The sequence below is a fragment of the Brucella sp. IR073 genome, from assembly GCF_049065735.1.
Classification (GTDB): domain Bacteria; phylum Pseudomonadota; class Alphaproteobacteria; order Rhizobiales; family Rhizobiaceae; genus Paramesorhizobium.
Genome location: NZ_JBAKHD010000004.1, coordinates 378564 through 404800, shown reverse-complemented (window position 1 = coordinate 404800; position 26237 = coordinate 378564). Strand labels below are relative to the sequence as shown.

Sequence of the window (26237 nt, the reverse complement as noted above, 5' to 3'; positions counted from 1 at the left end):
GGCAGGACGCCGCGTGTCACAACCCGCCTCCAACAAGAAATCAGGAGAATCCGTTTGAAACCCGAAGAACTGCGAAAACTCGACGCCTATTTCAAACGTGTCTTCAAGAATCCCGGACTGGAAGTAAAGGCTCGCCCGAGGAAGAACGATTCCTGTGAGCTTTATCTTGATGATGAGTTTCTCGGCCTCATCTACAAGGATGAGGAGGATGGTGAGCTGTCCTATAATTTCTCGATGGCTATTCTTGACGTCGATCTCTAAAGCAGGCGCATGATCTTATCCAAAAAATCTGCAACTTTTCGGGATCATGCTAGGGCAGTTGCATGAACCTGTGGGCCGTGGGGCCCGGATCATGATTTACCCGAAGCGGTTGGGGCATCGGCGAGATGGCCCGCCGCGAATGATCTGACGGCGTCGTCAAGGGCGCGCCAGTTGCTGAGGAGATCGCGCGGGAAGCGGTAGAGGAGCTGCAGATCCTTGCCGAAATGGATGTCGCGTTCGCAGGGCGCGGCTGTTCCCTTGGCGGCGCTCTCATTCAGGCAGCGTGCGACGAAAGCGGGCATGCCGTTCTCGCCCGAAGCAACCACCAATTCCTCATCCGTATAGCCGCTATCGGCGCGAAGCGCGTGGACGGTCAGCCCAGCCGGGCCGGCTTTTCCCGGCTGCTCGATCAAGGTGGAATAGATCGGCTGATAGCGGCCGGACATGTCGCGCGACATGGTGCGGCTCTCGATGGAGAGGAACAGCAACTCCCGCTTCGCCGTGGCAAAATTGAAATCGTTGCGCGTGTCAGTGCTATAGCCCGCCATATCAGGCCATTTGAGATAGAGATCGACACGCTCCGCAATGCCGTCGCGCCGCTGCGCCGGAAAGCGGATCATGTTCGAGGGAAGGCGCAAAACGTCGTTGCCGATGACGATCTCGCGTATGGTCGTATCGTCCGTATGCCCGCCCATGGCGATAAGGGGGCCGAGATAGCGGCCGCCGAAATTGATCGCCGCGGAAAGCACGGCAAGGCCGAGGAAAACATAGAAGATGCGCGTGAAGAGACGGCTTTCCGTCGCCACGAATCCTGTCTCTTCCGCGCTTTGCATCGGGTCCGCCCTGACCGCCATATCCTGTCCGCGCCCACTATTGGGCCTTATGGTTAATACGCCGTGAAACTTGCAGGAAGGTCGGCCCCTCGGCCATCATGAGCGGAACACGAGGAGAAACTTATGCCCATCTATGCGCTCGACGGCCATCAGCCGGAATTCCAGGATCGTGCAACGAACTGGATCGCGCCCGGTGCCACGCTTATCGGCAAGGTGCGGATAGGCCAGGGCGCGGGCGTATGGTTCGGCGCCGTGCTGCGCGGCGACAATGAGTTCATCACCATCGGTCGCGACACCAATATTCAAGAGCATGTGGTCATGCATACCGATATGGGCTATCCGCTTACCATAGGCGAGGGCTGCACCATCGGCCACCGCGCCATGCTGCATGGCTGCACAATTGGCGAGAACAGCCTTGTTGGTATCGGCGCGATCATTTTGAATGCCGCGAAGATCGGCCGGAATTCGCTGGTCGGCGCAGGCGCGCTTGTTACCGAGGGCAAGGAATTTCCTGACAATTCGCTGATCATCGGTCAGCCCGCGCGGGTCGCGCGGACGCTCGATGAAAAGGCCATCGAACAGTTGAAGCTCTCCGCGCGGCATTATGTGGAGAATGGGCGGCGATTTATGCGCGGTTTGGAAGTTATAAGCGAATAGTCGCGCTTACAGCTTTGCCTTCTCGAACACTTCAACCACCCAATCCAGAAACACCCGCACGCGCGGCGATAATTGCCGGTTCTGCGGATAAAACGCTGCAAGCGGCAGGAGCGGGGGCGGAAAATCAGGGAGCACTTCGACAAGGGTACCCCGCGAGATATCCTCGCGAAAACGATAGCGCGGCGCCTGGATGATGCCATAGCCCATTCGCGCCAGATGATGGATGGTTTCGGCTTCGTTGGCGGTGAGGCGGCAGGGGAGCGTCACCTCCCGCACCCCTTCGGCGGTCTCGAACTCCAGCGGCATGACCCGCCCCGTGCGTGAAGAGACGAAGCCGATCATCTGGTGGCCGTCGAGATCGTCTGGTGTAGCCGGAACGCCGTTCCGTTTCAGATATTCCGGGCTGGCGCAGGTCATTTCCGGGATGGACGGAAGCTTGCGCATGATCATGCCGCTATCGTCTGGCTCGCCCGCGCGGATGACGCAATCGATGCCTTCGCGCACCATATCGACCAGCCGGTCGCCCTGACCGATATGCAGGACGATCTGCGGATAGGCGTCGAGGAATTCCGGCAGGCGCGGCAGCAGGAAGGAGCGGGTCAGAACGCCATGCGCGTCGATGCGCAGCATTCCTGCCGGCACGCCGCCGCGCAGCGCGCTCTCCGCCTCGTCAATATCGGCGAGGATCGACAGGCAGCGCTGGTAATAGGCCTCGCCGTCGGGCGTCGGCGCGACATGGCGTGTGGTGCGCTGAAGCAGCCGGCTCCCCAGATCGCTCTCCAGCCGCCGCATGGCCTCGGTTGCCGTCGAGCGGGGAATGCGGAGATCAGCCGCCGCCGCCGTGAAGCTGCGGCGGTCGATGACCCGGACAAAGAGGCGCATTGCATCGAGACGGTCCATGATTGTTCGGACTAGCCGAATTTTCTTACCCGCGAAAGGGAGATTATCCCGCCGCCCTCGCAATCTATTTTCCGGTCAACCAATGGAGGTTGACATGAAACTCAAAGACAAAACGGCAATCGTCACGGGCGCGAGCAAGGGCATCGGCGCGGCCATAGCGCTTCGGCTGGCGAGTGAAGGCGCGGCCGTGGTGGTGAATTATGCGCGGGGCGAAGCGGCGGCGCGCGGCGTGGTCAAGGAAATCGAGAAGGTCGGCGGCAAGGCCGTCGCGGTGCAGGCGGATGTGGGCGACTCGTCCGCGGTGACGGCCTTGTTCGAAGCTGCGGAAGCTGCGTTCGGCCCGATCGATATCCTCGTCAACAATGCGGGCATGATGCGGCTCTCGCCGCTGGCCAATGCCACCGACGCGGATTTCAACGACCATATCGCCGTCAATCTGGGCGGGGTCTTCTATGGCATGCGCGAGGGCGCGAAACGGCTGCGCGACGGCGGACGCATCATCACTCTCTCCACGAGCGTTGTCGGCTCCTATCCGCCCGGATACGGCCTCTATGCCGCGACGAAGGCTGCCGTCGAGGCGATGACGCATATTCTCTCAAAGGAGCTAGGCTCGCGCGGAATCACCGCGAATGTCATCGCGCCCGGTCCGGTCGCGACTGAACTCTTCATGCACGGCAAGTCCGAGGAACTGGTGGCGAATATCACGCGGTCGATCCCGCTCGGACGCCTGGGCCAGCCCGACGATATCGCCGACGCCGTCGCTTTCCTGGCGGGTCCCGATGGCCGCTGGGTCAATGGCCAGACCATCCGCGTCAATGGCGGCATGATCTAATTCGTTCAAACAAGGAGTACAGAAATGCCTTTCGTCAACTATAAACTGCCGCAGGCCGCGCTTTCGAAGGCGCAGAAGGAAGAGCTGATCCACAAGACGACCGAACTGGTGGTCGGCTTCTTCAGCGAAGCAGCCCGCCCGCACACCATGGTTCTGATCGAGGAAGTGCCCGATGGCGGCTATGGCCGTGCGGACGAAGTGTTCGTCATCCCGGAGGAATATCGGGCGAAGGATTGATTTTAAAGCGTATTCTACGAGGGCGGCACTGATCGGGCGCCGCGAAAGCATTGCCTTTTCACGGCTGCCTTCAGATATTTGATTGTTTCTTCTGAAAAAGAAGAAAAAGCTGGTGGAACCGTTTATATAATCGTCCGTTATGAATGGTTCAAACGCGGCCTGCACAAAGGGTGGCACCAGCCAATGTCAAATGTTGAAAGTTTTCCGGCGGCCTTACCGGGTTTGTCGGAATATGAAGCGCTGCTAGCGGCCGCGCCGAGCGTCTTGGACGCAATGCCCGGCGCGGTCTATATCTGCGATCATGAGGGCTGGGTTGTCAGGTACAATGCGGAGGCTGCCGAAGCCTGGGGCCGGGAGCCGTCACTGAACGGCCCTCGCGAGCGTTTTTGCGGTTCGCACCGGCTTTTCTTGCCCGACGGGACAATGCTTCTTCATGAGGAGTGTCCCATGGCGAGCGCAGTCCAAGCCGGCATCGAGACGCGCAACGCAGAGGTCATGATAGAGAGGCCGGATGGTTCGCGCATCTGGGCGCTCGTGAATATCCGGCCCCTCAGGGGGCAGCGCGGTGAAATCCAGGGCGCAGTCAACTGCTTTCAGGATATTTCCGCCCGCAAGCGAATCGAGGCTGAGCTTCACCGCAGCGCCGAAGATCTCGAGGATTTTTTCGAGAACGCTGCGATCGGGCTTCACATCGTCAGCAAAGACGGGATCATTCAGCGCGCCAACAAGGCTGAACTCGACCTTTTGGGATATTCGCCTGAGGAATATGTAGGCCGGCCGATCGCGGACTTTCACGCGGACGCGGAGACGATTCAAGATATTCTGAAACGGCTCACCAGCGGTCAGGAGCTCACGCGCTACCCAGCCCGGCTGCGGGCGAAGGACGGAAGCATCAAATATGTCCTGATCACCTCGAACGGTCGCTTCGAGGGGGACAGGTTCAGGAGCACCCGGTGTTTCACAACCGATGTCACCGCCATTTACGAGGCGGAGAGTGCGCGGCACGAGAGCGACGAGCGGCTGGCCGCGACCTATGAGGCCGCGACGGTGGGAATCACCGAAGTTGGGGCCGAAGGGAATATCCTGCGTGCCAATGACGCGATCTGCCAGATATTGGGGCGCACGCGGGAAGAGCTGCTGGCGATGAACTTCCTGGACTATACCGGTCAGGCGGATCGGGAGCGGGACGCCGATTGTTACGCAAAACAGGTCGCGGGCGAGATCAACGGATATTCGATCCGCAAAAAGGCAATCAGGCCGGACGGCAAGTCTATCTATCTCGATGTTCATAGCTCGTCCGTGCGCGATCGCGAAGGTAACTTCCGCTATGGCGTCCGTGTCATTCAGGACGTGACCGAGGCGAAGCTTACCGAGGACAAGCTGCGGGCAAGCGAGCAGCAAATGCGCGATTTGCTGGAAGCATTGCCCGCGGCGGTCTATACGACGGATGCGGACGGTGTCATAACCTTCTACAATAAAGCTGCCGTGGAGATGGCAGGCCGGACGCCGCCGCCGGGTGAAAAATGGTGCGTGACCTGGCGTCTCTACAACCCGGATGGGACGCCGCTTCCCCATGACGAATGCCCGATGGCGGTTGCGTTGAAGGAGGGGCGGCGGGTCCGAGGCGTCGAGGCAATCGCCGAACGGCCCGATGGCACACGTATTCCCTTTATTCCCTATCCCACTCCGCTGCGCGATGCCGACGGCAAGCTGGTCGGAGCGATCAACATGCTGGTCGATATCTCCGAGCGGAAAAAGGCGGAAGAATATGCCCAACGTCTGGCTTTGATCGTGGAGTTTTCGGACGACGCGATTTTGAGCAAGGATACACAAGGCATCATCCAGAGCTGGAACAAGGGCGCGGAACGGCTCTACGGATACGAGGCGAGCGAAGCGGTCGGCCAGTCCATCACCATGTTGGTGGCACCTGACCGTCCCGATGAAGAGACCATCATCCTTGGTAAAATCCGGCGTGGCGAGCATGTCAGCCATTACGAGACCGTGCGCAAGCGAAAGGATGGAACGCTTGTCGACGTGTCTCTGACAGTGTCCCCTCTGAAAAACGCATGGGGCCATATCGTCGGAGCCTCCGGCATATCGCGCGATATCACCGAGCGACGCCGTCAGGAAGAACGCCGCCAGCTCCTCATCAACGAACTGAACCATAGGGTGAAGAACACGCTGGCGACCGTCCAATCGCTTGCCGCGCAAACATTTCGCGGCGACAATCGCGGTTCCGCCTATCATCGTTTTGAAAGCAGGCTCATCGCGCTTTCCCGCGCCCATGATGTGCTCACCCGGGAACACTGGGGGGATGTGGAGCTTCGCGAACTGGTGGAAGAGGCGGTCACGCCGATGTGCGCCGACCCCATGAGTCGCATCGGCATGTCTGGCCCCGTGGTTCGCTTGCGCCCGAAGATAGCGCTTTCCCTGTCGCTGGCTTTTCATGAGCTTGCCACCAATGCAGCGAAATATGGGGCGCTCTGCAACGACGCCGGACGTGTCGATATACGCTGGGAAATTATGCGCTCGCATGGCGAGCCGCGCCTGCGGCTTCTTTGGTCTGAAGAGGGCGGGCCTGCAGTGAAGGAACCGGAGGTAAAAGGGTTCGGGACGCGCCTTCTCGAGCAGGCGCTGGTCAGGGAACTGGGCGCTGAGGTCGAGCTGTCCTTTTTTCCCAGCGGCGTTGTATGCGACATTCAAATTGCTGTTAATTGAGAGGGTGTCTTGAACGGTTCAGTTCCCGAATTTAAACCGCTTCGAGTCCTTATCGTCGAGGATGAAGCCCTAGTCGGCATGTTGATCGAGGACAATCTCGTGGATATGGGTCATGAGGTGGCTGCGATGGCCTCCCGCCTCAAGCCGGCCCTCGAACTGGCCCGGAATGGTTCGTTCGACGTGGCTATCCTCGACGTTAATCTCGATGGCGAGCCCAGCTACCCCATCGCCGATGTGCTTATGGAGCGCGGCATCCCGGTGATTTTCGCATCCGGCTACGGTCCCGGCGGGCTGGACTCCAACTACGCCGGAACGCCGATCCTGACAAAGCCGTTCATCGCCGCAGATTTGGAAAAAGCGCTGTTAAGCGTTACAGGGCGCCTGTAGGACGGCCGGCCCAGAAACGTAGGAGCCGACCCCTGGGGAGGGGCCGGCTCCTGAACCCGGTCATTGGGGACGGGTGGGGGACACGACCGGGTTGCCGCATAAGGCTTGCGCCTTATTCCTGATAGGTTCGGAAGGATGCGAAGTGCTTTCTCCCGAACCTCACGTAAACTACTGAATGCTGCCGACCAGGATCTGGCGGTCGTCGTCGATCGAAACCCACACGCCGGTGTGGCGGGTCGATTGACGCTTGAGATATTGATACTCCGTCTGGTTCCAGACGAGGACGCGCGGCTCCAGATTGTCCAGGATGAAATCGCCCCGGTCGGTCCGCATGGTCAGTACGGCGTGGCCGTCGCCATTCGTCTGGCGCACGACGGTAATCAGCAAATCGCTGATGGGAACGCCGGCTTCGGCGAGGCGCTTGCGCTTCAACAGGGCGTAATCCTCGCAATCGCCATATTGCGTGGGATAAGACCAGACTTCGGGCTTGCCCCACATCTCCATGTCCGTGCGCGCCTCGATCTGGCTGTTGACCTGATTGTTGATCTCGATGACCTTGCCCCACAGCTCCTTGGTCAGCGTGACGGACTTGTCCGCCTTGCTGACGATGCTGCACTCATCGGTATAACGCTGACAGAATTCATAGTGCCCGATCGGCTGGGTCGTGCGCTCGCCGACGTTCATCCAGGGTGAAACAGTCTGTGCCGCCTGGGCAGCCCCCATGCCGATCAAAAGAAAAACCCCCGCCAGTGCTGCTCTGAATGTCATGTGCGTCATCTCCATTGACGTCACACTGACATGCATAGTTTTAGGTCACGCGAATATTGATGGCAAAATACAAATAAAAGACAGAGAAAACAAGTAGAAAATTCGCTTCAAATTTTAAATTTTCAAGTAAAAAATAAGTAATAAAATTGAATAATCAGTTTAGGCGATCATTGGCCCCCGGATATGGCAGGACGGGCGGAAGCGGATGTCCCGGTCCCGCCATATGCCAAGCGAAATGATGCTTGATCTGCCGAAGCGAGAGGCCCGTTACGGCGTCTCGCACTGTTCCGGCACGCTTTCCTCAAGCGATTTTTCCGATGGGGTGAGGGAGCCGGTCATGATGCTCATCGGCTGGTAGGGCGGCATTGCCTGATTGGCGGGGCTTGCGAGCCGCAGCGTATAGCAGCCGGTGAACACCTGCTCCTTGCCATCAGTTAAGACCGATTTGATCGCCAGCGGCAGGCTCCAATAGATCGAACCGGCGGCGCCGTCTGGTTGCGTCTTCCCGAGCGCGACGGTCACGGATTTCGTGTTCTCATAGCCCTTGGCATAGGTGGCGAAATCAGGCTCGCGCCCTTCTTCGGAATAATAGCTGTAGGCCCGTGCATATTCCTTGCGGTTGACGGCGTTGTAATAGGAGCGGATCAACGCCTCCGGCGAGCTGCGGTCGTCCATGTAGCCGGCAAGCGGGCCGGCCTCCTCCTCCTGTGCCTGAGCGGGCAGGGCGGTGAATAGAAGCGCCGCGCAGCAAGCCAGTGATTTCAGTGAAATGACGGTATTGTGTGGTGTCATCTCTGCCCTCCCAAGACAGGCATGGTTGGTCTATTGCGATGATGGTGGTACAACACTACCTATAATTCAAGGCGAAGCGGTGACCTTTTCTAACGGGTCACACGCTAGAGGCGTTCAAGAAGCGAGGCAGATATGGGCCGTTTTGCAGTCATGACCATTTCCGATGCCGCCGCTGCCCGCGTGCGCGAGATCGTGGAGGGCCGCGAGGGGGCAGAGGGAATCCGTGTTGGCGTCAAGAAGGGCGGCTGCGCGGGCATGGAATATACGATCGACCTGGTGAGCGAGCCCAATCCGAAGGATGATGTTGTCGAAAAGGGCGGCGCGCGGGTTTTCATCGCGCCGGAGGCTGTGCTTTTCCTCCTGGGGACCCAGATGGATTTCGAGGTGACGACGCTTCGCACCGGCTTTATTTTCCACAACCCGAATCAGACGTCGGCCTGCGGCTGCGGCGAATCGGTGGAGCTGAAACCCGCCTCGCCGGAGCGGCTGGAACAGGCACGCAGCGCGGCTTGAAGCAATTCATCCGATGGATGACGACGATATCCGCGATCTCTTCGCGTCGCTCGGGCCGGTCGCCATTAGGCGGCTGTTCGGCGGCAAGGGCATCTATTACGGCGGCCTGATCATCGCCATCGAATATGACGGCGAAATTCTTCTCAAGGCGGATGACCTCAGTGCTCCCTTTTTCGAGGAAGCTGGGTGCACGCAATGGACCTACACGGGCAAGAATCGGTCTAAGCCCGTCCCCATGCCCTATTGGAGCCTTCCGGGCGATGCGCTCGATGATCCCGACATCATGGCCGAATGGGCGCGGCGTGCTTATGAGGCGGCGGTGCGGAAGGGGAAATGAGGGGCGGGTTTAGAGTATTCATCTTTAAACAGAACCGCCAGCGAGCACCCCTTATCCAACCGCGCTTCGCGCGGCCACCTTCTCCCACAAGGGGAGAAGGCTGAAGCACTGCATTAACCTCACCGCCAATCACCAACGTTTGCGGTTGGCAGTAAGCGCCTTGCCAGATACTTCCTTCTGCTCTTGTGGGAGAAGGTGGCCGCGCGAAGCGCGGTCGGATGAGGGGTATGGCCAGCCTAAATCTTCGCGTCGATCAGCATGAACGCGGGAATATCATCGCCGAAGCCGAGCGGTGCGGGCTCGTCATCCAGATCACGATAGTTGCGCCGGCGGCGGTCCTGCTCGAATTGCGGCTTGCCGCGGCGTTCCTCGTTGTTGCGCTTGATCGCGTCGCGGTGGGGTTTTTCCGCGCGGACCGGGGCAGGCGTCTCGATGTCGGAGAAATCCGGAATTTCCACGTCGGGTTGGGGACTGGCTGCCTCGACCTTGGGGCGGCTCTTTTCCTTGCCCTTGCGCTCGCCTGATTTACCGCGGGCGCTGCGGCCACGGCGCGGCGTTTCCTCGGTTTCCGTTGCGGGCGGCAGGGTGGAAAGATCGCCGTCGAGCCATTCGATGTCAGCGCCGATCATCTTCTCGATTGCCGCCAGATATTTGGTGTCGTTCGCCGTGACCAAGGTAAAGGCCTTGCCGGAGCGCCCGGCGCGGCCGGTGCGGCCGATGCGGTGGACATAGTCTTCCGCATGGATGGGCACGTCGAAATTGAAGACGTGGCTCACGTCGGGAATGTCGAGGCCACGCGCCGCGACGTCGGAGGCGACAAGCAGCTTCAGCTTGCCCTCGCGGAAATTGGCGAGCATGGTCATGCGGGCGCGCTGGTCCATGTCGCCATGAAGCGCGCCGGCGTCGAACTCATGCCGGACCAGCGAGCGGAAGAGATCCGCCACATCCTTCTTGCGGTTGCAGAAGATGATGGCGTTCTTCAGGTCCGCCTCCTCGGCGCGGATCAGATCGCGCAGCACGGCGCGCTTTTCCCAATCCTTCTTGCCGGATTTGACGAGACGCTGCGTCACCGTCGTGGCGGTCGAGGATGCCTTCGCCACTTCGACGCGGGCAGGTGAGTGCAGGAACTGCTCCGTCAGCTTGGTGATCTCTGGCGGCATGGTGGCCGAGAAGAACAGGGTCTGGCGGGTGAAGGGGATCAGCTTGCAGATGCGCTCGATATCGGGGATGAAGCCCATGTCGAGCATCCGGTCCGCCTCGTCGATGACAAGGATTTCGACGCCGGTGAGAAGCAGCTTGCCGCGCTCGAAATGGTCGAGCAGGCGGCCTGGCGTCGCGATCAGCACATCTGCGCCGCGCTCCAGCTTGCGCTCCTGCTCGTCGAAGGAGACGCCGCCGATCAGAAGCGCCACGTTGAGGCGGTGATTGACGCCATATTTGGCGAAATTTTCCTCGACCTGCGCGGCGAGCTCGCGCGTCGGCTCAAGGATGAGCGTGCGCGGCATCCGTGCGCGTGCGCGGCCCTTCTCGAGCAGCGTCAGCATCGGCAGAACGAAGGAGGCAGTCTTGCCGGTGCCCGTCTGGGCAATGCCAAGAACATCCTTGCGTTCAAGGGCGTGGGGAATGGCTCCGGCCTGAATGGGGGTCGGTGTGGTATAGCCCGCGGCTTCGACAGCGGCGAGCACTTTCGCAGACAGGCCCAAATCGGCAAAGGTGGTCAATGGAAGCGTAGCTCTCTCGTTGGAAAAGCGCAATAAATCCGCTCAAGCGTTTCTTGCGTTAGGCGTTACGTCGCAGATATGCAAATGTCAACCGAAATGGCTGAATTGCGTAAGACTCTGAAGACGTGACTATAGGATAACGTCTCAATAAAGAAATTGTTCGTTGAGGATGCGTTCATTCCAGGAATGATCCTCATCGAACAGGATTGTGGCTGTCTTGTCGTGCGCCTCCTCGATGGTGACCGATATGACGGACTTGACCTCCGTATGATCAGCCACGGCATTGACGGGCCGTTTATCCTCCTCGAGAATATCGAAGCGGACCGTCACGTCCTTCGGCAGCAGCGCGCCGCGCCAGCGGCGGGGGCGGAAGGGGCTGACCGGGGTGAGGGCAAGCAACGGCGAATCGAGCGGCAGGATGGGCCCCTGTGCCGAAAGATTATAAGCAGTGGAGCCCGCCGGGGTCGCCACCAGCACGCCGTCGCAGATCAGTTCATCGAGCCGCGTCTTGCCGTCGATGCTGACCTTGATCTTCGCCGCCTGATAGGATTGCCGCAGCAGCGACACTTCGTTGATGGCGAGCGCGGTGACGATTTCTCCGCTCTTCGTTTCGGCCTGCATGGTCAGCGGCCTTATGGTTTCGGCATGGGCCGCCTCGATGCGCTCGCGCAAGCCGTCCTCGCGATAGGCGTTCATAAGGAAGCCAACGGAGCCTTTATTCATTCCATAGATGGGTTTTCCGGAATTCATGAAATCATGCAGCGTCTGCAGCATGAAGCCGTCGCCGCCCAGCGCGACGATAACATCGGCATTTTCGGGGCGTTCCTGCCCATAAAGCGCCGCCAGCCGACCGGCCGCCTCCGCCGATTCATCAGTGCCCGACGAGATGAAGGAAAAGGCGTGTATTTCCCGGTTCATGATTTTCCGTCGGTGCGTTGGCGGATCGAATCGTACAGGCAGTGTAGGGGAATTGGGCAAGAAGTGAAATGGTGCCCCCGGACGGACTCGAACCGCCGACCCCCTGATTACAAATCAGGTGCTCTACCAACTGAGCTACAAGGGCACTGATCCCGAGTTAGCATAATCGAGCGAAGTGTAAAATGGAAATTCGCAAGGTGGCAAGAGTCATGCGCTCCGGCCACAGCAAGTAGCCGTCATTGCGATCCGCGGAACCAAGATAGGGCTGCCCCGTTCTCATCTACCGAGGGGGGCAAAGGAACGAACGGAGAGGTAGCCATGAAAACGTCAATTGCATTATCCGCCGCATTGGTCGGCGCGAGCTTGATCGCGGGGGCTGGCTCGGCTTTCGCGCAAGATGCCATTATTACCGAAGTGCCGCCGCCGGTGCGCGAATATGTCATCGCCCATCCCATCGAGCCTGTTGTCATCCAGGAACAAATAAGCCCGGGCTATGTCATCCCCGAGACGATCGAGGTCCGGCCAGTGCCCGACTCGCCGGGCTATGGGTATATCTATGTGAATGGCGAGCCTGTTATCGTGCAGCTGGAAAGCCGCAGGGTCGTCTATCTCAATGAATGACTTGCTGGATAATTGATATCGGCCGGGCGGGATTGATTTTCCGCCCGCCGCCGTACCGAGCCTGATGCTCCCACGACGGCCAGAGCGAGGATCGCTATGGTGATCTGGTATATGGCGGGCATCATTGGATTGCCGGTCATCTGGATAAGCCATGTGACGAGCGCCGGGGCCATGGCGCCGAAGACGAGCACGGCGATGTTGTAGGATAGCGCGACCCCGGTGGAACGGACGGATACGGGGAAAAGCGCCGCCAACAATCCCGGATGGCAGCCCGAGAGGGCGGCAAACAGCAGGCTCGCCACCAGTTGCGCCATCATGAGATGGGTCAGGTCCGGCGCCGAAAGGACGAATGCGTAAAGCGGCCAGGCGAGGATCATGTAAAGGCCCGCTCCCCAGAAGAAGAGCCGGAAGGCGCCGATCCGGTCCGCAAGCCAGCCCGCTACAGGATATGCGCATATCTCGACGAGGCCCGCGAAGGCGAGTGCGAGAAACGCATCCGTGCGCGAGAGATGAAGCTCGCGCACCGCATAGACAGCCAGATAACTATGCCAGAGCTGCGAAATGGCGGTACCCACGGCGACGAGCGCCAGGCCGCAGAGCAGGGCCGGCATCTGCGTCGAAAAGACGGACACTATTGTCGGCGAGGGGAAATCCTTGCGATGCCGGGATTTCGCCTTGAATTCGGGTGTTTCCGAAACCTTCCAGCGCAGATAGAGGCCGACCGGACCGATGAGCGCGCCGGCGAAAAATGGCAGCCGCCAGCCCCAGTCGGCAAGTGCTGCTGACGGCAGGCTTTGTTCGATCAGGAAGGCGAAGGCGGATGCAACGAGGACGCCGACCCCTTGGGCGCACATCTGCAGGCTGCCATAGAACATGCGGCGCCCCGGCGGAGCGTGCTCCACCAGGAACACGGCCGAGGCCGCGAATTCGCCGCCGACGGATATGCCTTGCAGGATCCGCGCGATGACCACGAGCAGCGGCGCGGTGATGCCGATGGCGGCATAGCCAGGGACAAGCGCGAGCATGAGACTGCCGGCAGCCATCACTGCCATCATCGGGAAAAGCGCTTTGCGGCGTCCGGCCCGGTCGGCATAAAGGCCGAACAACAGCCCGCCCAATGGCCGCGCGACAAAGCCGATGGCAAAGACGGAAAAGGCGAGGACCAGCGAGAGCCCTGGTGCGGCTTCCGGAAAGAAGGTTTGCGCAATCAATTGCGCAAAGAGGGCGTAGCTGATGAAGTTGAACCATTCGAGGCCGTTGCCGATAACAGAAGCTGCTACCGTGCGGAACGAGGGAAGCTGCAATACCGTGCCAGCCTCGATGATCCCCGATTTTTCTGCCCCTCGACCGAGATCGTTAGGCATAACGCGTTATTATTGCAACTATTGGGGCTTAGTGCAATCAAAAACAACCAATGCTACCTGACGAAACTGACCGGGATGCCTGACTGCGGATGCGGAATCACATCCATCGGAATGCCGTAGATGCGCTGAAGCTCCACGGGCACCATGATGTCCGAAGGCGTTCCGCGCGCAATCAGGCGGCCCGAATGGAGCGCCACCAGCTCGTCGCAGAAGCGCGCGGCCATGTTGATGTCATGAAGGACGACCACGACGCCGATGCCCTTGGCCTTGCTCAGGCGATGCACGAGCGACAGCACTTCCATCTGGTGCGCGACATCGAGCGCGGAAATCGGCTCATCCAGAAGCAGGCATTGCGCATCCTGCGCCACCAGCATGGCAAGCCAGACGCGCTGGCGCTCGCCGCCTGAAAGCGTATCCACCAGCCGGTCGGCGAAGGGCGCGATGTCGGTCAGTTCGATCGCCTCATCGACTTTTTCCCGGTCGATCTTGCTGAAGCGCCCCAACGCGCCATGCCAGGGGTAGCGGCCGAGCGCCACCAGTTCCTTGACGAGCATTCCCGCGGCGGGCGGCGTCTGCTGCGGCAGATAGGCCACCTTGCGGGCAAACTGCCTGTCGCCCCAGGCTGGAAGAGGCGTTCCCTCGAAGCGCACTTCGCCGCCGGTCGGCTCCTGCTGTCGGGCGAGAAGCTTGATCAGGGTCGATTTCCCCGAGCCGTTATGACCGATAAGCCCGATGACGCGGCGCGCCGGCAGCGTAAGCGTGAGCGGATGAAGAAGCTGGCGCTCCGGAACGGAGAACGACACCGCGTCGAGATCATAGAGCGTATCGGGCACGACGCCCGCCGATTGCCGGGCCATTTCCGTCGTGGATCGGGGATTGAAAAAGCTCATGCTCGGCTCGTTTGCTGGTGAATTGTTAAGAATAGAACAGGAGGTTCGTTAACACATTCGAGAACTTCGTGTTAAGATGATTTGTAGGAGGATATCAGGAGGGGCAGGCGGATTAAGGGAGAACCTTGATGGTAATCCGGCTGGCTTTCATATGCCTGTTGTTTGCTGCTTTTGCGCTGGGTTTCGCCGCGGTAGCAAGCCGCGATAGCGAGAAATTTGTTTCGCCACCCTCAGTCGATCGCTGCGCGTTCGATGTTGCGTGCAATCCGGCGGATCAAAGGCAGTCTTAGTTTGCGGAACGGGCATCGGTGGTTTGGACCGCTGTTGTGATGAAAATAGTGAGACATGGATTTCTGTGACAACACAGGAACCCATGCCTCGGGTGCCGCATTTGCACCGTTTCTAAAGCGATCTATCCAAGATCGATCTCATCCGGGTCTTTCGGAAGCGCTGCGATCTCTTCCGCCGCCTTGCGCAAGATGGCGGCGATCCGGGCTTGTGTTTCAGCACTCGCATCGAGCCGGCTGGCGAGGGCCGCCTTGAGGGCGCGGCGTGCTTCGTTCACTTCCGGCGCAACGTCTGGAATGTCGCGATCCCGCCCATGTCCATCATCACCTTCGAACCACTGGCGGGCACGAGCCATGCGCTCGCCGATCAGACGGATGCGTTCGAGCGCTGCGTCCACGATCTTCCGGTTTTCCTTGAGATGAAGGCGGCCTTCCTCGGTGATGGAATAGACCTTCTTGTTGCCATCGGGATTGGCCACGGCATGGCCGGTCTCTTCCAGATAGGTGAGCGTCGGATAGATCACGCCGGGGCTCGGGCTGTAGCAGCCGCTTGAATGTTCTTCGATCGCCTTGATGACCTCATAGCCATGGCGCGGCGCCTTTTCAATGAGCGCCAGCACAACGAGACGCAACTCTCCGTCACCGACGAAGCGCCCGAAGCCGCCACCAAAGCCGCGTTCGAAAGCGCCGGAGAAATGCTTGGCGAAACGCCGGGCCGCCAAAAAGCGCGGGCCGCGATGGAAATCATGAGCATGATGCATGAGAAACCTCCATGAGTTATAGCTTTAGATATATCTTATGACGCATCGTGACCGCGCGGTCAAGATATATCTTACGTGCTATCGAGGAGTTTCGCTGCGAGGCAGGCGCACCGCCGGCGGCGATGCACATTGCGCAGCTATACTTTTTCTGTTTCTCGGCTAATTAGAGTGATCGCTTTTCAGACGGAATCACTCGAAACCGTTCTAAACCGTTATCGCCATGGAAATGTTGAGGCATGGAGTCCTGTGACAAGCACAGGAATGACGGAAGTGGTGATGGCTTCTCCCACGAGAACCGTTGTGCAGGCCGCGCGGTTGAAGATTATGGGTGACATCAAAGCAATCCGTCATTCCTGTGCTTGTCACAGGAATCCATGCCTCAACGTTGCCACCGACGCGAGGGTGAAGATACTGTATTGCTTCCGTCTAATAACAAAATGCTCTAAATACTCTTCCCAAGCCGTCCCGCTAGGTCCTGAATGAACTGCCATGCCACGCGCCCGGAGCGATTGCCGCGGGTGGTGGCCCATTCGAGCGCCTCGGCGCGGAGCTTTTCCGGGTCGTGGTCGAGGCCGTAATGCCTGGCATAACCATCGACCATCGCGAGATAATCCTCCTGGCTACATTTATGAAAGCCGAGCCAGAGGCCGAAGCGGTCGGAGAGGGAGACCTTTTCCTCCACCGCCTCCGAAGGATTGATGGCTGTCGAGCGCTCATTGTCGATCATGTCGCGCGGCAGGAGATGGCGGCGGTTCGAGGTGGCGTAGAAGATAACGTTTTCGGGTCGGCCTTCGACGCCGCCCTCCAGCGCCGCCTTCAGCGATTTGTAGGACGTGTCGTCATGGTCGAAGGAGAGATCGTCGCAGAACAGAATGATACGATACGGGGTATCCTTGATGCTGCTCATCAGCAGGGGCAGGGTGTTGATGTCCTCCCGGTGGATTTCGATAAGCTTCAGCGCCGGCCGATCCGGCTCTTCGCTGTTCACAGCCGCCTGCGCAGCCTTCACCAGGGATGACTTGCCCATGCCGCGCGCACCCCAGAGGAGAACGTTGTTGGCAGGCAGGCCACGCGCGAAACGGCGGGTGTTGTCGAGGAGGATGTCGCGGACATTGTCCACACCCTGGATGAGCGAAATATCGACGCGGTTGACCCTGATGACTGGATCGAGCGCAAGTCGCTCCGGATTCCAGACGAAGCAGTCGGCGGGTTCAAGATCGGCGGGCTTCATGGCGGGCGGCGCGATGCGCTCCAGAACCGCGATCAATTGGTCGAGTTTTTGCGACAGCGTATCCTCGGTCGTCATAATCGATATCCATATTGTGCTGGCTGATAACCGTACCGTACGGTACGGTACGTCAATATGATGAAGCGTGAGGATAGATGCAAGGGAATAAACGCCGTGTTTTACATGCGAAAAGCGCGGGACGGGGCTTTGTCCGGTTGCTTTTGCGGCGATAACCATTGTATGCGCTCAGGCTGAACAGAATATCGGTTTCACGAGGAGTTCTCGCATGCCCTTCATTACCCCGGCCTACGCTCAGGCTCCTGGCGGTTCGCCGTTCGGCCCGGATGTCCTGATGAGCATCCTGCCTTTCATCCTCATTTTCGTGATCATGTATTTCCTCATCATCCGGCCGCAGCGCACGCAGATGAAGAAGCGGGAGGAAATGCTGAAGGCGGTCCGCCGCGGCGACACCATCATTGCCGGCGCCATGGTCGCCAAGGTGACGAAGGTCATCGACGACAACGAGGTCGAGGCCGAGATCGCCGAGGGCGTGAAAGTGCGCATCCTGCGCGGGCTGATCAGCGATGTACGAGCCAAGGGCGAGCCCGTCGCCGACAACAAGAAGTAAGAGCAGATCCCAAAAAGTTGCAGACTTTTTGGACAAGATCATGCGGCTAAAGAAGGTTCGCGCGGCCATGGCAAAGGGTATTGAAATCCGCAATGCGCATTTCCCCGGCCGCGCGCCCATCGACGCCTACGGCAATGGCGGCTTCCGCTTTGCCGACATGTCGCATAAAGGCTCCATTCTCTGCCTGCCCTCGGGCATTCATGGCTGGGAGCCGAAAACGCCGCCCATCCTGACCGTCCAGGATCTCGGGACGATCATTGAGCAGGCGGACCAGATCGAAATCCTGCTGGTTGGCACTGGAACCGATCTGCGCCCATTGCCGGAGAATGTACGGGCCATTCTCCGCGAGCACCGCATCTCCGCCGATCCGATGAGCACCGGCGCCGCCGTACGCACCTATAATGTGCTGCTGGCTGAAGACCGCGCGGTGGCCGCGGCGCTGATCGCCGTTGATTGAGATGGACGCCAACGAAACCCATTGCCTCAACGTCCTGCGCGAGGCGGACCGTGACCGCTATCTCTCAGTGCTCTATGCGCCGGAGGAGAAGCGCGGGGCACTGGCTGCGCTCTATGCCTTCAACGCTGAAATAGCCCGCATCCGGGATATCGTGCATGACCCATTGCCGGGCGAGGTGCGGCTGCAATGGTGGCGCGACCTCATCAACGGCACCGAGCATGGCGCGGCGGCAGGACATCCGGTCGCGGCGACACTGATTCAGGCCATCGAACGCTATCGCCTCCCGCGCGCGGCCTTCGACAATTACTGCGAGGCGCGGATTTTCGATCTCTATGACGATCCGATGCCCAGCCGCAACGATCTGGAAGGCTATTGCGGCGAGACGGCATCGGCGATGATCCAGCTCGCAAGCCTCATTCTAGATGGCGATGCAGCCCCGCGCTTCGCCGAACTTGCCGGCCATGCGGGCGTGGCCCAAGGCGTGACCGGCCTTCTGCGCCTCCTGCCGCTTCACCGCAGGCGCGGGCAAATTTTTGTTCCCGCGGATATTTTGCAGGCGGTGGGCGTCAACCGGGAGGACCTGCTCGCGGGCAATGACAAGGCCGCGCTCGACCGCGTCGTCATGGCCATGGTGGCGCTGGCGCAGGAGCATCTTGCCGCGTTCGAGAATGGCAGGAAAGTATTGCCTGCCTCGCTCAAGCCCGCCTATCTGCCAGTGGCGCTCGTGCCCGCCTATCTTAAGGCGATTACCCGCAAGGGCGGCGATGCGGCGCGGGAGGTGGCGGAGATATCGCCCCTGCGCCGCCAGTGGATCATGTTTCGCGCAAGCGCTGGCGGAATATAGGTTCACTCGGCGGCAGCGGCGACCGCCGGCAAACCCAGCCAAGCGCGGCAATCGGCCAATGCCCGGGCGCTTAGCGCCCGCTTCTTTGCATTGGTCTTTTCCTTGCCGCGCAGGCGTTTTCCTTCCAGTTTCGGCGCTTCCACGGGAGGGAACAGGCCGAAATTGACGTTCATCGGCTGGAAGGAGCGCTTGCCCGGTTCGTCGTCGGAGACGATATGGCCGCCGGTGATATGCCCAAGCAGCGCACCGAAGGCCGTGGTTTCAGGAGGGAGGGACGGCTCCAATCCCAGCTGCTCAGCGGCGGCGAAGCGTCCGGCGAGGAGGCCGATGGCGGCCGATTCCACATAGCCCTCGCATCCGGTGATCTGTCCGGCGAAGCGAAGGTCCGGGCGCGACTTCAGACGCAGCGCGTGGTCGAGCAGCACGGGCGAGTTGAGGTAGGTGTTGCGGTGAAGACCGCCGAGCCGGGCGAATTCCGCGTTCTCCAAACCGGGAATAAGCCGGAATATCGCCACCTGTTCGCCATATTTCAGCTTGGTCTGGAAGCCAACCATGTTGTAAAGCGTGCCCAATGCATTGTCCTGGCGCAGCTGCACCACGGCATAGGGCTTGACCGTTGGATTGTGCGCATTGGTCAAGCCCATCGGCTTCATCGGCCCATGGCGCAGCGTCTCGGGGCCGCGCTCGGCCATCACCTCGATCGGCAGGCAGCCGTCGAAATAGGGCGTGCCTTCCCATTCGCGGAATTCGGTCTTCTCGCCCGCGATCAGCGCTTGCACGAAAGTCTCATACTGTTCCTTCGTCATCGGGCAGTTGATGTAGTCCTTGCCCGTGCCGCCGGGGCCCACCTTGTCATAGCGCGACTGGAACCAGCAGACATCCATGTCGATGCTGTCGAAATGGACGATGGGCGCGATGGCGTCGAAGAAGGCGAGGGCGTCGGCGCCGGTTTCGGCCCGGATCGATTCTGCGAGCGCAGGGGCGGTGAGGGGGCCGGTTGCGATGATCGTCCGCGCCCATTCGGCGGGCGGCAGGCCGGATATTTCTTCCCGCTGGATGGTGATGAGCGGATGCGCTTCGAGTTTGGCTGTAACCGCTTGCGAAAAGCCTTCGCGGTCCACGGCAAGCGCGCCCCCGGCGGGCACCTGATGGGCGTCGGCGCTCGCCATAATCAGCGATCCCGCCAGCCGCATTTCCGCATGGAGCACGCCGACGGCATTCGTCTCGGCATCGTCGGAGCGGAAGGAGTTAGAGCACACCAGTTCCGCCAGCCCATCCGTCTTGTGCGCGTCGGTTCCGCGCACGGGGCGCATTTCGTGCAGGATCACCGGAATGCCCGCTTGCGCAAGCTGCCACGCGGCTTCCGAACCGGCAAGGCCGCCGCCGACGACATGAACGGGCTGTTTCGAATTGGACATGCTGGGGACTCTCTTCCCGTTTTGATAATTGCCGCCTACATGGCGCAGCAACGCACAAAAAACAACACCCGCCGCGGGAGGAGGAGCGGCGGGTGTCGTTTGGAAAAGGCTGGCCGGGAGGAGGAGAGCCAGCCTTCGATCGCTGGAGCCTGGGAGGAGGAGGGCTCTTCGCGATATTCTTGAAACTTTTTGACTTAGCGAACGTTAGACTGGCGAGCGACGTGCGGGATGTCCGCGCGGGAAATGCCGAGGTCGGAGAGTTCGCGGTTCGAAAGGCGGCTCAGTTCACCGATGGTTTCGCGGTAACGGCGCCAGTTGTTGTAGGAGCGGATCAGGTTCATTTCGGGCCTCTTGGGTGGTTCGTCGCTGTTTGTTGACCCTGATATAGACGAGAACCCCGGCCAGTTGCAGACGCAAGATTGCATGGCTGATTTGCGCATGTTGCAATGCAATATTAATCGATTTTAATGCCCTTGTCGCAGGAATGACAAAATCGTGAAACCGGGCGGGATTCTCGCCGTTTCCCGCCCGATTTTCGAACCTACCAGGGCGTTTCTCCGCCAGCCTCGACGAACCGCCCGGACTCTTCGCCGCCCAGCGCATATTGAACAGGGAGGCGTGCCCCTTCTTCGGGCGTCAATGTGCCATATCCGCCGGTCAGGTCCGTCTTGACGAAACCGGGGCTCACCGAATTGACCACGATGCCCGTGCCGCGCAATTCCTCATGAAGCTGAACGGTCAGCATGTTGAGCGCCGCCTTCGAAGCGTTGTAGCCGATATACTGCGCCGAATAATAGGTTGAGCTCGGGTCGCCATTGAGCGTCAGCGAGCCGAGAGAACTGGAGAGATTGACGATCCGCGCCGCCGGTGCCGCCAGCAGGAGCGGCAGCATCGCCTGTGTCACCGCCAGCGTGCCGAGGAAATTGACTTCCATGGTGCGGCGGACCGCCTCGAGCGAGGCTGTGCCGGGAGGGCCGTCATGGGCTGCGTCGAAGATGCCGGCATTGTTGACGAGGATATCGAGCCTGCCATGTTCCGCATCGATTGCTGCCGCCGCTGCGGTTATGCTTGCCCAATCGTCCAGATCGATCCGGATCGATTGGGCGGCGAGGCCTTGCCCAGCCAAATCTGCGATCGCCGCATGGGCGCGGTCGTCGTCCCGCGCCCCTATGATGACATGAATGCCGGCTTGCGCGAGCTGGCGGGCGATCTCCAGCCCGATGCCTTTGTTGGCCCCGGTGACAAGGGCAATGCGTGTGTCGGTCATGACGATCCTTTCCAACTTGAGCTACCGGGTTTAATATATGAAGGATCATTCAGTTTGAGGATTCGCTTTTGCCTTCTCCAGCGCCACGCTCGCTAAGTCCCCGAAAAAGGCCGCGTCAGGCGCGCGCGGCGGCAACGCTGGATGCGATTTTCGAGGCGACCATTCAGCTTTTATTGACCGATGGCCCGCATGGGCTGACGACCACCCGCGTGGCGCAGCGGGCGGGCGTGTCGGTGGGCACGATGTATCAATATTTCCCACACAAGCAGGCACTGATCTACGCGCTCAACGAACGCTATCTGGATGTGCTGGCCGGGAAGATCGAGGCGACCTGCCGGGCGAACCAGGGCGCGCCCACAGGTCAAATGGTGGAAGCGCTCATCGACACCTACTGGCACGCGAAGACCGAGCGGGCCGAAGTGACCCGCGCGCTCTATCGCTCCGTTGCGGAACTCGATAATGAGGCGCTGATCGCGGCGTTTGCACGCCGCGTCGATGCCGCGACCACGGCCATGTTGGCAAGCGCCACGGACGCGGTCTTTGTCGACCTCGATGGCATCAATCTTACGCTGGTGACGGTCATCTTCGGCACGGTGCGCAACACGTTTGAAAGAAACTTATCCGCCGCTGCCGCAGACCGTCTGCGCGCGCAGTTGACGATGATGTGCCGGGCGTATCTCGCCGCCGCGCAAGAGCGTCCTGTCTGACCGAGACGAAGGGCAGGTTCTTGCCGTTCTCGCCACGGGGCGCGTAAGCTAGGGTATTGCTGGCTCTATCGCCCGCACGAATCAGGAGTTGAGCGTGGCATTTCCATTGTTTCTGCCCAGACAGATCGCCCGCTGGCAGGAAAAGGGCCTTATCGACGACAAGACCGCCGAGGCGCTGCTCGCCGATGTCGAGAGCCAGCGCGCGCGCGGGTTTGGCCTTGGCAATACGCTGGCGGTGCTGGGCGCGCTGCTTCTGGGTGCGGCGATCATCACGCTCATCGCTGCCAATTGGGAGGCGATGCCGCGTCTGTTACGGGTCGCGCTGATCTTCATCGCCATATGGGCGGGATATCTTGGCGGCGCATGGCGGCAGGCCATAGGTGACAAAATGTTCGCCCCGGCGCTTTATGTCTTCGGCGCGCTGGCATTCGGCGCGGGCGTGGCGCTGGTCGGGCAGATGTATCACCTTGCGGGCGACATGCCCTCCGCGGCGCTGATCTGGACCGGCGGGGTGATGGTATCGGCCTTGCTGCTGCGGTCCCGGGCGCTGGCGATAACAGGCATGGCGGTCGCCATCTTCTATCTCTTCTCGTTTCTGGATAATGGCTTCGTGCCTGACAGAAATTATACGTGGATCGCGCCGCTATTGGCCATCTGCGGGCTGGCGCTCGCCTGGTACACAAAGAGCCGCGCCACCGCGCATCTCGTGGCGCTGTTCCTCATCGCCTATTTCGTGATTGCCTATGGCAATCTTAATTCGCACACGCCCATCTGGCTTGCCGTGGCGATCGGTCTTTGCCTGTTCTTGATCGACGGGCTCCGTCCGGTTGTCTCCATGCGCCTCGGCGGTTTCGGCCCGGCGTTTGGCGCTTATGGCCTTGCCGGTGCGCTGCTGGCGCTGGAGATGGTGCAGTTCGAGGATTTCGCCAGCAATACCGGCGGACGCGTCACTTTCGGCATTGTCATTCTTGCGATTGCCATCGGTGCCCTCATGCTGTCGGGTCGTCGCAATGCGCTGGTGCGCTGGGTTGCCTATGTCGCGTTCTCGCTGGAAGTGCTCTACCTTGCCTTCATGACCGTTGGCACTCTTGTCGGCACATCGGGCTTCTTCCTCACAGCGGGCATCTTGCTGCTGCTCCTTGCGGTATTCGTAGCGCGGATGGAGCGGCGTCTTCATAAGCCGAATCTGAAATTGGGCGTATCCCCATGAAAAATAACCGTCATTGGCTGTTCGGCATGGCGGCTCTGGCCGCGCTCTTCCAGTCCGGCATTCTCTATGCGGCGATTGAAAGCCGCGCTGCGATCCTGCGCGAGGGCAGGGAGATCCTTCTTCGCACCGAGCCTGTAGACCCGCGCGACCTGATGCGCGGCGAATATGTGCGTCTAGGCTTTGCCATTTCCTCTATCCCGCGCTCGCAAATCAGCGGGACGCCCGATGATGGCAGCCACGCCACCATTTACGTGGCGGTAAAGGCGGGCGCGAACGGCAATTGGCAATTCTCCCGCGCGTCTTTCCAACCGATTGGCGATCTTGCGCTGGACGAGGTGATGCTCAAGGGGCGAACCCGCTATGCGCCTCCCGCGCAAGCCGACGCACTTGTCACCGTCGATTACGGGATCGAGCGCTATTATCTTCCGGAAGGCGAGGGCAGGCGGATAGAAGACGCGCAGCGGCACCAGAATATCGAGGCGGTCGTCGCGGTTTCCGCGTCGGGAGAGGCACAGATAAAGGCGCTGAAAGAGAACGGAAAAGCCCTTTACGAAGAGCCGCTTTACTGATTGTCTTTAAGGATTGCCGGATAAGCTCATTATCTGCCGGAAACCAAGGCATTTTTCCTTTGAACGGTCGAAATTGGGTGATATAGAGACCCGCGCTTTCGGGGCTGTTCGGCCTTGTCTAGCGGTGCGATCTTATACGGGATCATGCTCTAGAAGCGGATGTGGCGAAATTGGTAGACGCACCAGATTTAGGTTCTGGCGGGAGACCGTGGGGGTTCGAGTCCCTCCATCCGCACCAGCGAAAGGCCACGAAGAAACAGTTTCTCTCCCGCCCGTCCTGGCAGAATGGCCGGTATCGGCAGGATAAGTACAACGAAGTGAAGGTTTTGACATGCAGGTTACCGAAACGCTCAATGAAGGGCTGAAGCGCGAGATCAAAGTCGTGGTTCCGGCCAAGGATCTCGAGGCGAAGCTTTCCGAGCGCCTCGAAAATGCCAAGGGACGCGTGCGCATCAACGGCTTCCGCCCCGGCAAGGTCCCGGCGGCGCACCTGCGCAAGGTCTATGGCAAATCCTTCATGGCCGAAGTGGTCAACGAGATCCTGAGCGAGACCCCGCGCTCGATTCTCTCCGAGCGCAACGAGAAATCGGCGACGCAGCCCGAAATCGTCATGACCGAGGACGAGAAGGAAGCCGAGAAGGTTCTCGACGGCAAGGCCGATTTTGTTTTCTCGCTGAATTACGAAGTGCTGCCGCAGATCGAGCTCAAGGACTTCTCCGGCATCTCCGTCACGCGTGAAGTCGTCGATGTGACCGATGAGGAGATCGATGAGCAGGTCAAGCGCATCGCCGCCTCCACGCGCTCCTTCGAAACGAAGGAAGGCAAGGCCGAGGATGGCGACCGCGTCACGATGGATTATCTGGGCAAGCTCGACGGCGAGCCTTTCGACGGCGGCGCCGATACGGACGCGCAGCTGGTGCTGGGCTCGGGCCAGTTCATTCCGGGCTTTGAGGAACAGCTCATCGGCGTCAAGGCCGGCGACGAGACGCAGATCAAGGTGACCTTCCCCGAGAATTACGGCGCCGCGCATCTGGCCGGCAAGGAAGCCACCTTCGACATCACCGTCAAGGAAGTGGCGAAGCCCGGCGAGCTGGAGCTCAATGACGAGACCGCCAAGAAGCTCGGCATCGAGACGATGGAGCGCCTGCGCCAGGTCATCCGCGAGCAGATCGAAGGCCAGTACGGTTCCTTCACCCGCCAGAAGGTGAAGCGCCAGATCCTCGACGCGCTCGACGGCCAGTATCAGTTCGAAGCGCCGCAGAAACTCGTTGATGCGGAGTTCAACAATATCTGGGCGCAGATCAACAATGACTTGCAGGAAGCCGGACGCACCTTCGAAGACGAAGAGACGACCGAAGAAGCCGCCCGCGAGGAATACCGCAAGCTGGCTGAGCGCCGCGTGCGTCTTGGCCTCGTGCTTTCCGAGATCGGTGAGAAGGCTGGCCTCGAAGTGACGGAAGAAGAGCTGCAGCGCGCGCTGTTCGATCAGGTCCGCCGCTATCCGGGACAGGAGAAGGAAATCTACGAATTCTTCCGCCGCACCCCCGATGCCGTCGCAAACCTGCGCGCGCCGATCTTCGAGGAAAAGGTGGTCGACCATCTCCTCTCCACCATTGAGGTGACCGACAAGAAGGTGACCAAGGATGAGCTGATGGCCGATGACGAGGCTGGCGAAACCGAAGCCAAGCCCGCCAAGAAGGCCGCGCCGAAGAAAAAGACCGCCGCTAAGAAGAAGGCGGACGAGGACAAGTCCGAAGAGGCTTGATCGGGTCTGATAGATCGATTGCTGAAAGGGCCGTGCGCAAGCGCGGCCTTTTTGCAATTGCCATCCTTTGCAGCAAATTTCTTCCACACGGAATCGCTCGAAACCGTTCTCGCCATGGAAATGTTGAGGCATGGATTCCTGTGACAAGCACAGGAATGACGGAAGTGGGGATGGCTGCCCCTCAACGAGAACACTTGTGCAGGCCGCGCGATTGAAGAGCATCGGCAACATCAAAGCAATCCGTCATTCCTGTGCTTGTCACAGGAATCCATGCCTCGACGGTGACGTTGTCATCTACGAAAGCAGAGTTCGTTGTTTCCGTCTAATAAAATGCAGAATATCTATAT

At 60.0% G+C, this 26237-nt stretch carries 28 protein-coding genes, 2 tRNA genes and 1 pseudogene; 17 read left to right on the top strand and 14 right to left on the bottom strand.

From position 1 onward, the window contains the following. The first annotated feature begins 54 nt into the window (after positions 1–54). Complete coding sequence (locus ACOWVG_RS11385; protein ID WP_188821671.1) at positions 55–261, top strand: DUF3126 family protein; 207 nt, start codon at positions 55–57, stop codon at positions 259–261. A gap of 89 nt (positions 262–350) precedes the next feature. Here the strand turns inward: ACOWVG_RS11385 and ACOWVG_RS11380 are convergent, their stop codons facing one another. Continuing rightward, on the bottom strand, positions 351–1115 hold the full coding sequence (locus ACOWVG_RS11380; RefSeq protein ID WP_420962296.1) for a hypothetical protein: 765 nt from the start codon (positions 1113–1115) through the stop codon (positions 351–353). A gap of 102 nt (positions 1116–1217) precedes the next feature. Between ACOWVG_RS11380 and ACOWVG_RS11375 the strand changes: the two genes are divergently transcribed. Further along, positions 1218–1751, top strand: coding sequence for a gamma carbonic anhydrase family protein (locus tag ACOWVG_RS11375; RefSeq protein WP_420962295.1), 534 nt, complete (start codon positions 1218–1220; stop codon positions 1749–1751). Between the two features lie 6 nt (positions 1752–1757). On the opposite strand, the gene ACOWVG_RS11370 is transcribed toward ACOWVG_RS11375, so the two are convergent. Continuing rightward, positions 1758–2651: a LysR family transcriptional regulator gene (locus tag ACOWVG_RS11370; RefSeq protein ID WP_420962294.1), complete on the bottom strand. Its 894-nt coding sequence runs from the start codon at positions 2649–2651 to the stop codon at positions 1758–1760. Between the two features lie 94 nt (positions 2652–2745). Between ACOWVG_RS11370 and ACOWVG_RS11365 the strand changes: the two genes are divergently transcribed. From ACOWVG_RS11365 to ACOWVG_RS11350, 4 genes are all read left to right on the top strand, one after another. Beyond that, entirely contained in the window at positions 2746–3483 is a 738-nt protein-coding gene (locus tag ACOWVG_RS11365) for an SDR family oxidoreductase (protein WP_420962293.1), read from the top strand. A 24-nt stretch (positions 3484–3507) separates the two neighbouring features. After that, complete coding sequence (locus ACOWVG_RS11360; RefSeq protein WP_420962292.1) at positions 3508–3720, top strand: tautomerase family protein; 213 nt, start codon at positions 3508–3510, stop codon at positions 3718–3720. 183 nt (positions 3721–3903) lie between these two features. Then, positions 3904–6438 carry a PAS domain S-box protein gene (locus ACOWVG_RS11355; protein ID WP_420962291.1) on the top strand — a complete coding sequence of 845 codons (2535 nt, stop codon included), beginning with the start codon at positions 3904–3906 and terminating at the stop codon, positions 6436–6438. A 9-nt stretch (positions 6439–6447) separates the two neighbouring features. Beyond that, positions 6448–6825 (top strand): response regulator, encoded by a 378-nt coding sequence (locus ACOWVG_RS11350; RefSeq protein ID WP_420962290.1) that lies wholly within the window; start codon positions 6448–6450, stop codon positions 6823–6825. A gap of 168 nt (positions 6826–6993) precedes the next feature. Here the strand turns inward: ACOWVG_RS11350 and ACOWVG_RS11345 are convergent, their stop codons facing one another. After that, positions 6994–7593: a transglutaminase-like cysteine peptidase gene (locus tag ACOWVG_RS11345; protein ID WP_420962288.1), complete on the bottom strand. Its 600-nt coding sequence runs from the start codon at positions 7591–7593 to the stop codon at positions 6994–6996. 267 nt (positions 7594–7860) lie between these two features. Then, a pseudogene (locus tag ACOWVG_RS11340) lies at positions 7861–8289 on the bottom strand (hypothetical protein); the annotation flags it as partial. Positions 8290–8517: 228 nt separating this feature from the next. Between ACOWVG_RS11340 and sufA the strand changes: the two are divergent. After that, entirely contained in the window at positions 8518–8898 is a 381-nt protein-coding gene (gene sufA / locus ACOWVG_RS11335) for a Fe-S cluster assembly scaffold SufA (RefSeq protein ID WP_420962287.1), read from the top strand. 13 nt (positions 8899–8911) lie between these two features. After that, complete coding sequence (locus ACOWVG_RS11330; RefSeq protein ID WP_420962286.1) at positions 8912–9235, top strand: TfoX/Sxy family protein; 324 nt, start codon at positions 8912–8914, stop codon at positions 9233–9235. 236 nt (positions 9236–9471) lie between these two features. On the opposite strand, the gene ACOWVG_RS11325 is transcribed toward ACOWVG_RS11330, so the two are convergent. From ACOWVG_RS11325 to ACOWVG_RS11315, 3 genes are all read right to left on the bottom strand, one after another. Beyond that, positions 9472–10989: a DEAD/DEAH box helicase gene (locus ACOWVG_RS11325; RefSeq protein ID WP_420962285.1), complete on the bottom strand. Its 1518-nt coding sequence runs from the start codon at positions 10987–10989 to the stop codon at positions 9472–9474. Between the two features lie 111 nt (positions 10990–11100). Then, complete coding sequence (locus ACOWVG_RS11320) at positions 11101–11874, bottom strand: NAD kinase (RefSeq protein WP_420962284.1); 774 nt, start codon at positions 11872–11874, stop codon at positions 11101–11103. 69 nt (positions 11875–11943) lie between these two features. Then, positions 11944–12019: transfer RNA gene (locus tag ACOWVG_RS11315), tRNA-Thr, on the bottom strand. A 173-nt stretch (positions 12020–12192) separates the two neighbouring features. Between ACOWVG_RS11315 and ACOWVG_RS11310 the strand changes: the two genes are divergently transcribed. After that, positions 12193–12495, top strand: a complete 303-nt coding sequence (locus tag ACOWVG_RS11310) for a DUF1236 domain-containing protein (RefSeq protein ID WP_420962283.1) — start codon at positions 12193–12195, stop codon at positions 12493–12495. Here ACOWVG_RS11310 and ACOWVG_RS11305 read toward each other — a convergent pair. The 4 genes from ACOWVG_RS11305 to ACOWVG_RS11290 all read right to left on the bottom strand — a co-directional run bounded on the left by ACOWVG_RS11305 (position 12480) and on the right by ACOWVG_RS11290 (position 17103). Next, positions 12480–13859 (bottom strand): MFS transporter, encoded by a 1380-nt coding sequence (locus ACOWVG_RS11305; protein WP_420962281.1) that lies wholly within the window; start codon positions 13857–13859, stop codon positions 12480–12482. The genes ACOWVG_RS11310 and ACOWVG_RS11305 overlap by 16 nt on opposite strands. A 53-nt stretch (positions 13860–13912) precedes the next feature. Further along, the gene (locus ACOWVG_RS11300; RefSeq protein WP_420962421.1) at positions 13913–14716 is read right to left on the bottom strand and encodes an ATP-binding cassette domain-containing protein; all 804 of its coding nucleotides are present in this window, start codon (positions 14714–14716) and stop codon (positions 13913–13915) included. A 445-nt stretch (positions 14717–15161) separates the two neighbouring features. After that, positions 15162–15797: a PadR family transcriptional regulator gene (locus ACOWVG_RS11295; protein ID WP_420962279.1), complete on the bottom strand. Its 636-nt coding sequence runs from the start codon at positions 15795–15797 to the stop codon at positions 15162–15164. 442 nt (positions 15798–16239) lie between these two features. Next, positions 16240–17103, bottom strand: coding sequence for an ATP-binding protein (locus ACOWVG_RS11290; RefSeq protein ID WP_420962277.1), 864 nt, complete (start codon positions 17101–17103; stop codon positions 16240–16242). Positions 17104–17311: 208 nt separating this feature from the next. Here ACOWVG_RS11290 and yajC point away from each other — a divergent pair, with 208 nt between their 5' ends. The 3 genes from yajC to ACOWVG_RS11275 all read left to right on the top strand — a co-directional run bounded on the left by yajC (position 17312) and on the right by ACOWVG_RS11275 (position 18954). Beyond that, on the top strand, positions 17312–17653 hold the full coding sequence (gene yajC, locus ACOWVG_RS11285; RefSeq protein ID WP_420962275.1) for a preprotein translocase subunit YajC: 342 nt from the start codon (positions 17312–17314) through the stop codon (positions 17651–17653). 67 nt (positions 17654–17720) lie between these two features. Next, positions 17721–18110, top strand: a complete 390-nt coding sequence (locus tag ACOWVG_RS11280; RefSeq protein WP_420962273.1) for an Mth938-like domain-containing protein — start codon at positions 17721–17723, stop codon at positions 18108–18110. Between the two features lies 1 nt (position 18111). Next, positions 18112–18954, top strand: a complete 843-nt coding sequence (locus tag ACOWVG_RS11275; RefSeq protein WP_420962271.1) for a phytoene/squalene synthase family protein — start codon at positions 18112–18114, stop codon at positions 18952–18954. Between the two features lie 2 nt (positions 18955–18956). Here the strand turns inward: ACOWVG_RS11275 and trmFO are convergent, their stop codons facing one another. The 3 genes from trmFO to ACOWVG_RS11260 all read right to left on the bottom strand — a co-directional run bounded on the left by trmFO (position 18957) and on the right by ACOWVG_RS11260 (position 21639). After that, positions 18957–20372: a methylenetetrahydrofolate--tRNA-(uracil(54)-C(5))-methyltransferase (FADH(2)-oxidizing) TrmFO gene (trmFO, locus tag ACOWVG_RS11270; protein WP_420962269.1), complete on the bottom strand. Its 1416-nt coding sequence runs from the start codon at positions 20370–20372 to the stop codon at positions 18957–18959. Between the two features lie 194 nt (positions 20373–20566). Then, positions 20567–20713 (bottom strand): DUF1127 domain-containing protein, encoded by a 147-nt coding sequence (locus ACOWVG_RS11265; protein ID WP_188821611.1) that lies wholly within the window; start codon positions 20711–20713, stop codon positions 20567–20569. A gap of 200 nt (positions 20714–20913) precedes the next feature. Next, entirely contained in the window at positions 20914–21639 is a 726-nt protein-coding gene (locus tag ACOWVG_RS11260) for an SDR family NAD(P)-dependent oxidoreductase (protein WP_420962267.1), read from the bottom strand. Between the two features lie 68 nt (positions 21640–21707). Here ACOWVG_RS11260 and ACOWVG_RS11255 point away from each other — a divergent pair, with 68 nt between their 5' ends. The 5 genes from ACOWVG_RS11255 to tig all read left to right on the top strand — a co-directional run bounded on the left by ACOWVG_RS11255 (position 21708) and on the right by tig (position 25890). After that, positions 21708–22346, top strand: coding sequence for a TetR/AcrR family transcriptional regulator (locus ACOWVG_RS11255; RefSeq protein ID WP_420962265.1), 639 nt, complete (start codon positions 21708–21710; stop codon positions 22344–22346). 94 nt (positions 22347–22440) lie between these two features. Next, positions 22441–23556: a DUF2157 domain-containing protein gene (locus tag ACOWVG_RS11250; RefSeq protein WP_420962263.1), complete on the top strand. Its 1116-nt coding sequence runs from the start codon at positions 22441–22443 to the stop codon at positions 23554–23556. After that, positions 23553–24125, top strand: coding sequence for a GDYXXLXY domain-containing protein (locus tag ACOWVG_RS11245; RefSeq protein ID WP_420962261.1), 573 nt, complete (start codon positions 23553–23555; stop codon positions 24123–24125). Before ACOWVG_RS11250 ends, ACOWVG_RS11245 begins: the two co-directional genes overlap by 4 nt. A 155-nt stretch (positions 24126–24280) precedes the next feature. Continuing rightward, a tRNA-Leu gene (locus ACOWVG_RS11240) sits at positions 24281–24363 on the top strand. Positions 24364–24456: 93 nt separating this feature from the next. Next, a complete protein-coding gene (gene tig, locus ACOWVG_RS11235; RefSeq protein WP_420962259.1) occupies positions 24457–25890 on the top strand; it encodes a trigger factor in 1434 nt (477 codons plus the stop codon). The last annotated feature ends 347 nt before the right edge of the window (positions 25891–26237 follow it).

Excerpts from the sequence above, each read along its gene's own strand:
- ACOWVG_RS11380 (WP_420962296.1), bottom strand. The coding sequence starts at position 1,115 with ATGGCGGTCAGGGCGGACCCGATGCAAAGCGCGGAAGAGACAGGATTC.
- ACOWVG_RS11310 (WP_420962283.1), top strand. The coding sequence starts at position 12,193 with ATGAAAACGTCAATTGCATTATCCGCCGCATTGGTCGGCGCGAGCTTG.
- ACOWVG_RS11290 (WP_420962277.1), bottom strand. The coding sequence starts at position 17,103 with ATGACGACCGAGGATACGCTGTCGCAAAAACTCGACCAATTGATCGCG.
- ACOWVG_RS11280 (WP_420962273.1), top strand. The coding sequence starts at position 17,721 with ATGGCAAAGGGTATTGAAATCCGCAATGCGCATTTCCCCGGCCGCGCG.
- sufA (WP_420962287.1), top strand. The coding sequence starts at position 8,518 with ATGGGCCGTTTTGCAGTCATGACCATTTCCGATGCCGCCGCTGCCCGC.
- ACOWVG_RS11305 (WP_420962281.1), bottom strand. The coding sequence starts at position 13,859 with ATGCCTAACGATCTCGGTCGAGGGGCAGAAAAATCGGGGATCATCGAG.
- ACOWVG_RS11245 (WP_420962261.1), top strand. The coding sequence starts at position 23,553 with ATGAAAAATAACCGTCATTGGCTGTTCGGCATGGCGGCTCTGGCCGCG.
- ACOWVG_RS11370 (WP_420962294.1), bottom strand. The coding sequence starts at position 2,651 with ATGGACCGTCTCGATGCAATGCGCCTCTTTGTCCGGGTCATCGACCGC.
- ACOWVG_RS11360 (WP_420962292.1), top strand. The coding sequence starts at position 3,508 with ATGCCTTTCGTCAACTATAAACTGCCGCAGGCCGCGCTTTCGAAGGCG.
- ACOWVG_RS11320 (WP_420962284.1), bottom strand. The coding sequence starts at position 11,874 with ATGAACCGGGAAATACACGCCTTTTCCTTCATCTCGTCGGGCACTGAT.
- ACOWVG_RS11265 (WP_188821611.1), bottom strand. The coding sequence starts at position 20,713 with ATGAACCTGATCCGCTCCTACAACAACTGGCGCCGTTACCGCGAAACC.
- ACOWVG_RS11330 (WP_420962286.1), top strand. The coding sequence starts at position 8,912 with ATGGATGACGACGATATCCGCGATCTCTTCGCGTCGCTCGGGCCGGTC.
- tig (WP_420962259.1), top strand. The coding sequence starts at position 24,457 with ATGCAGGTTACCGAAACGCTCAATGAAGGGCTGAAGCGCGAGATCAAA.
- ACOWVG_RS11300 (WP_420962421.1), bottom strand. The coding sequence starts at position 14,716 with ATGGCCCGGCAATCGGCGGGCGTCGTGCCCGATACGCTCTATGATCTC.
- ACOWVG_RS11375 (WP_420962295.1), top strand. The coding sequence starts at position 1,218 with ATGCCCATCTATGCGCTCGACGGCCATCAGCCGGAATTCCAGGATCGT.
- ACOWVG_RS11365 (WP_420962293.1), top strand. The coding sequence starts at position 2,746 with ATGAAACTCAAAGACAAAACGGCAATCGTCACGGGCGCGAGCAAGGGC.
- yajC (WP_420962275.1), top strand. The coding sequence starts at position 17,312 with ATGCCCTTCATTACCCCGGCCTACGCTCAGGCTCCTGGCGGTTCGCCG.
- ACOWVG_RS11260 (WP_420962267.1), bottom strand. The coding sequence starts at position 21,639 with ATGACCGACACACGCATTGCCCTTGTCACCGGGGCCAACAAAGGCATC.
- ACOWVG_RS11355 (WP_420962291.1), top strand. The coding sequence starts at position 3,904 with ATGTCAAATGTTGAAAGTTTTCCGGCGGCCTTACCGGGTTTGTCGGAA.
- ACOWVG_RS11295 (WP_420962279.1), bottom strand. The coding sequence starts at position 15,797 with ATGCATCATGCTCATGATTTCCATCGCGGCCCGCGCTTTTTGGCGGCC.
- ACOWVG_RS11275 (WP_420962271.1), top strand. The coding sequence starts at position 18,112 with ATGGACGCCAACGAAACCCATTGCCTCAACGTCCTGCGCGAGGCGGAC.
- ACOWVG_RS11345 (WP_420962288.1), bottom strand. The coding sequence starts at position 7,593 with ATGACATTCAGAGCAGCACTGGCGGGGGTTTTTCTTTTGATCGGCATG.
- trmFO (WP_420962269.1), bottom strand. The coding sequence starts at position 20,372 with ATGTCCAATTCGAAACAGCCCGTTCATGTCGTCGGCGGCGGCCTTGCC.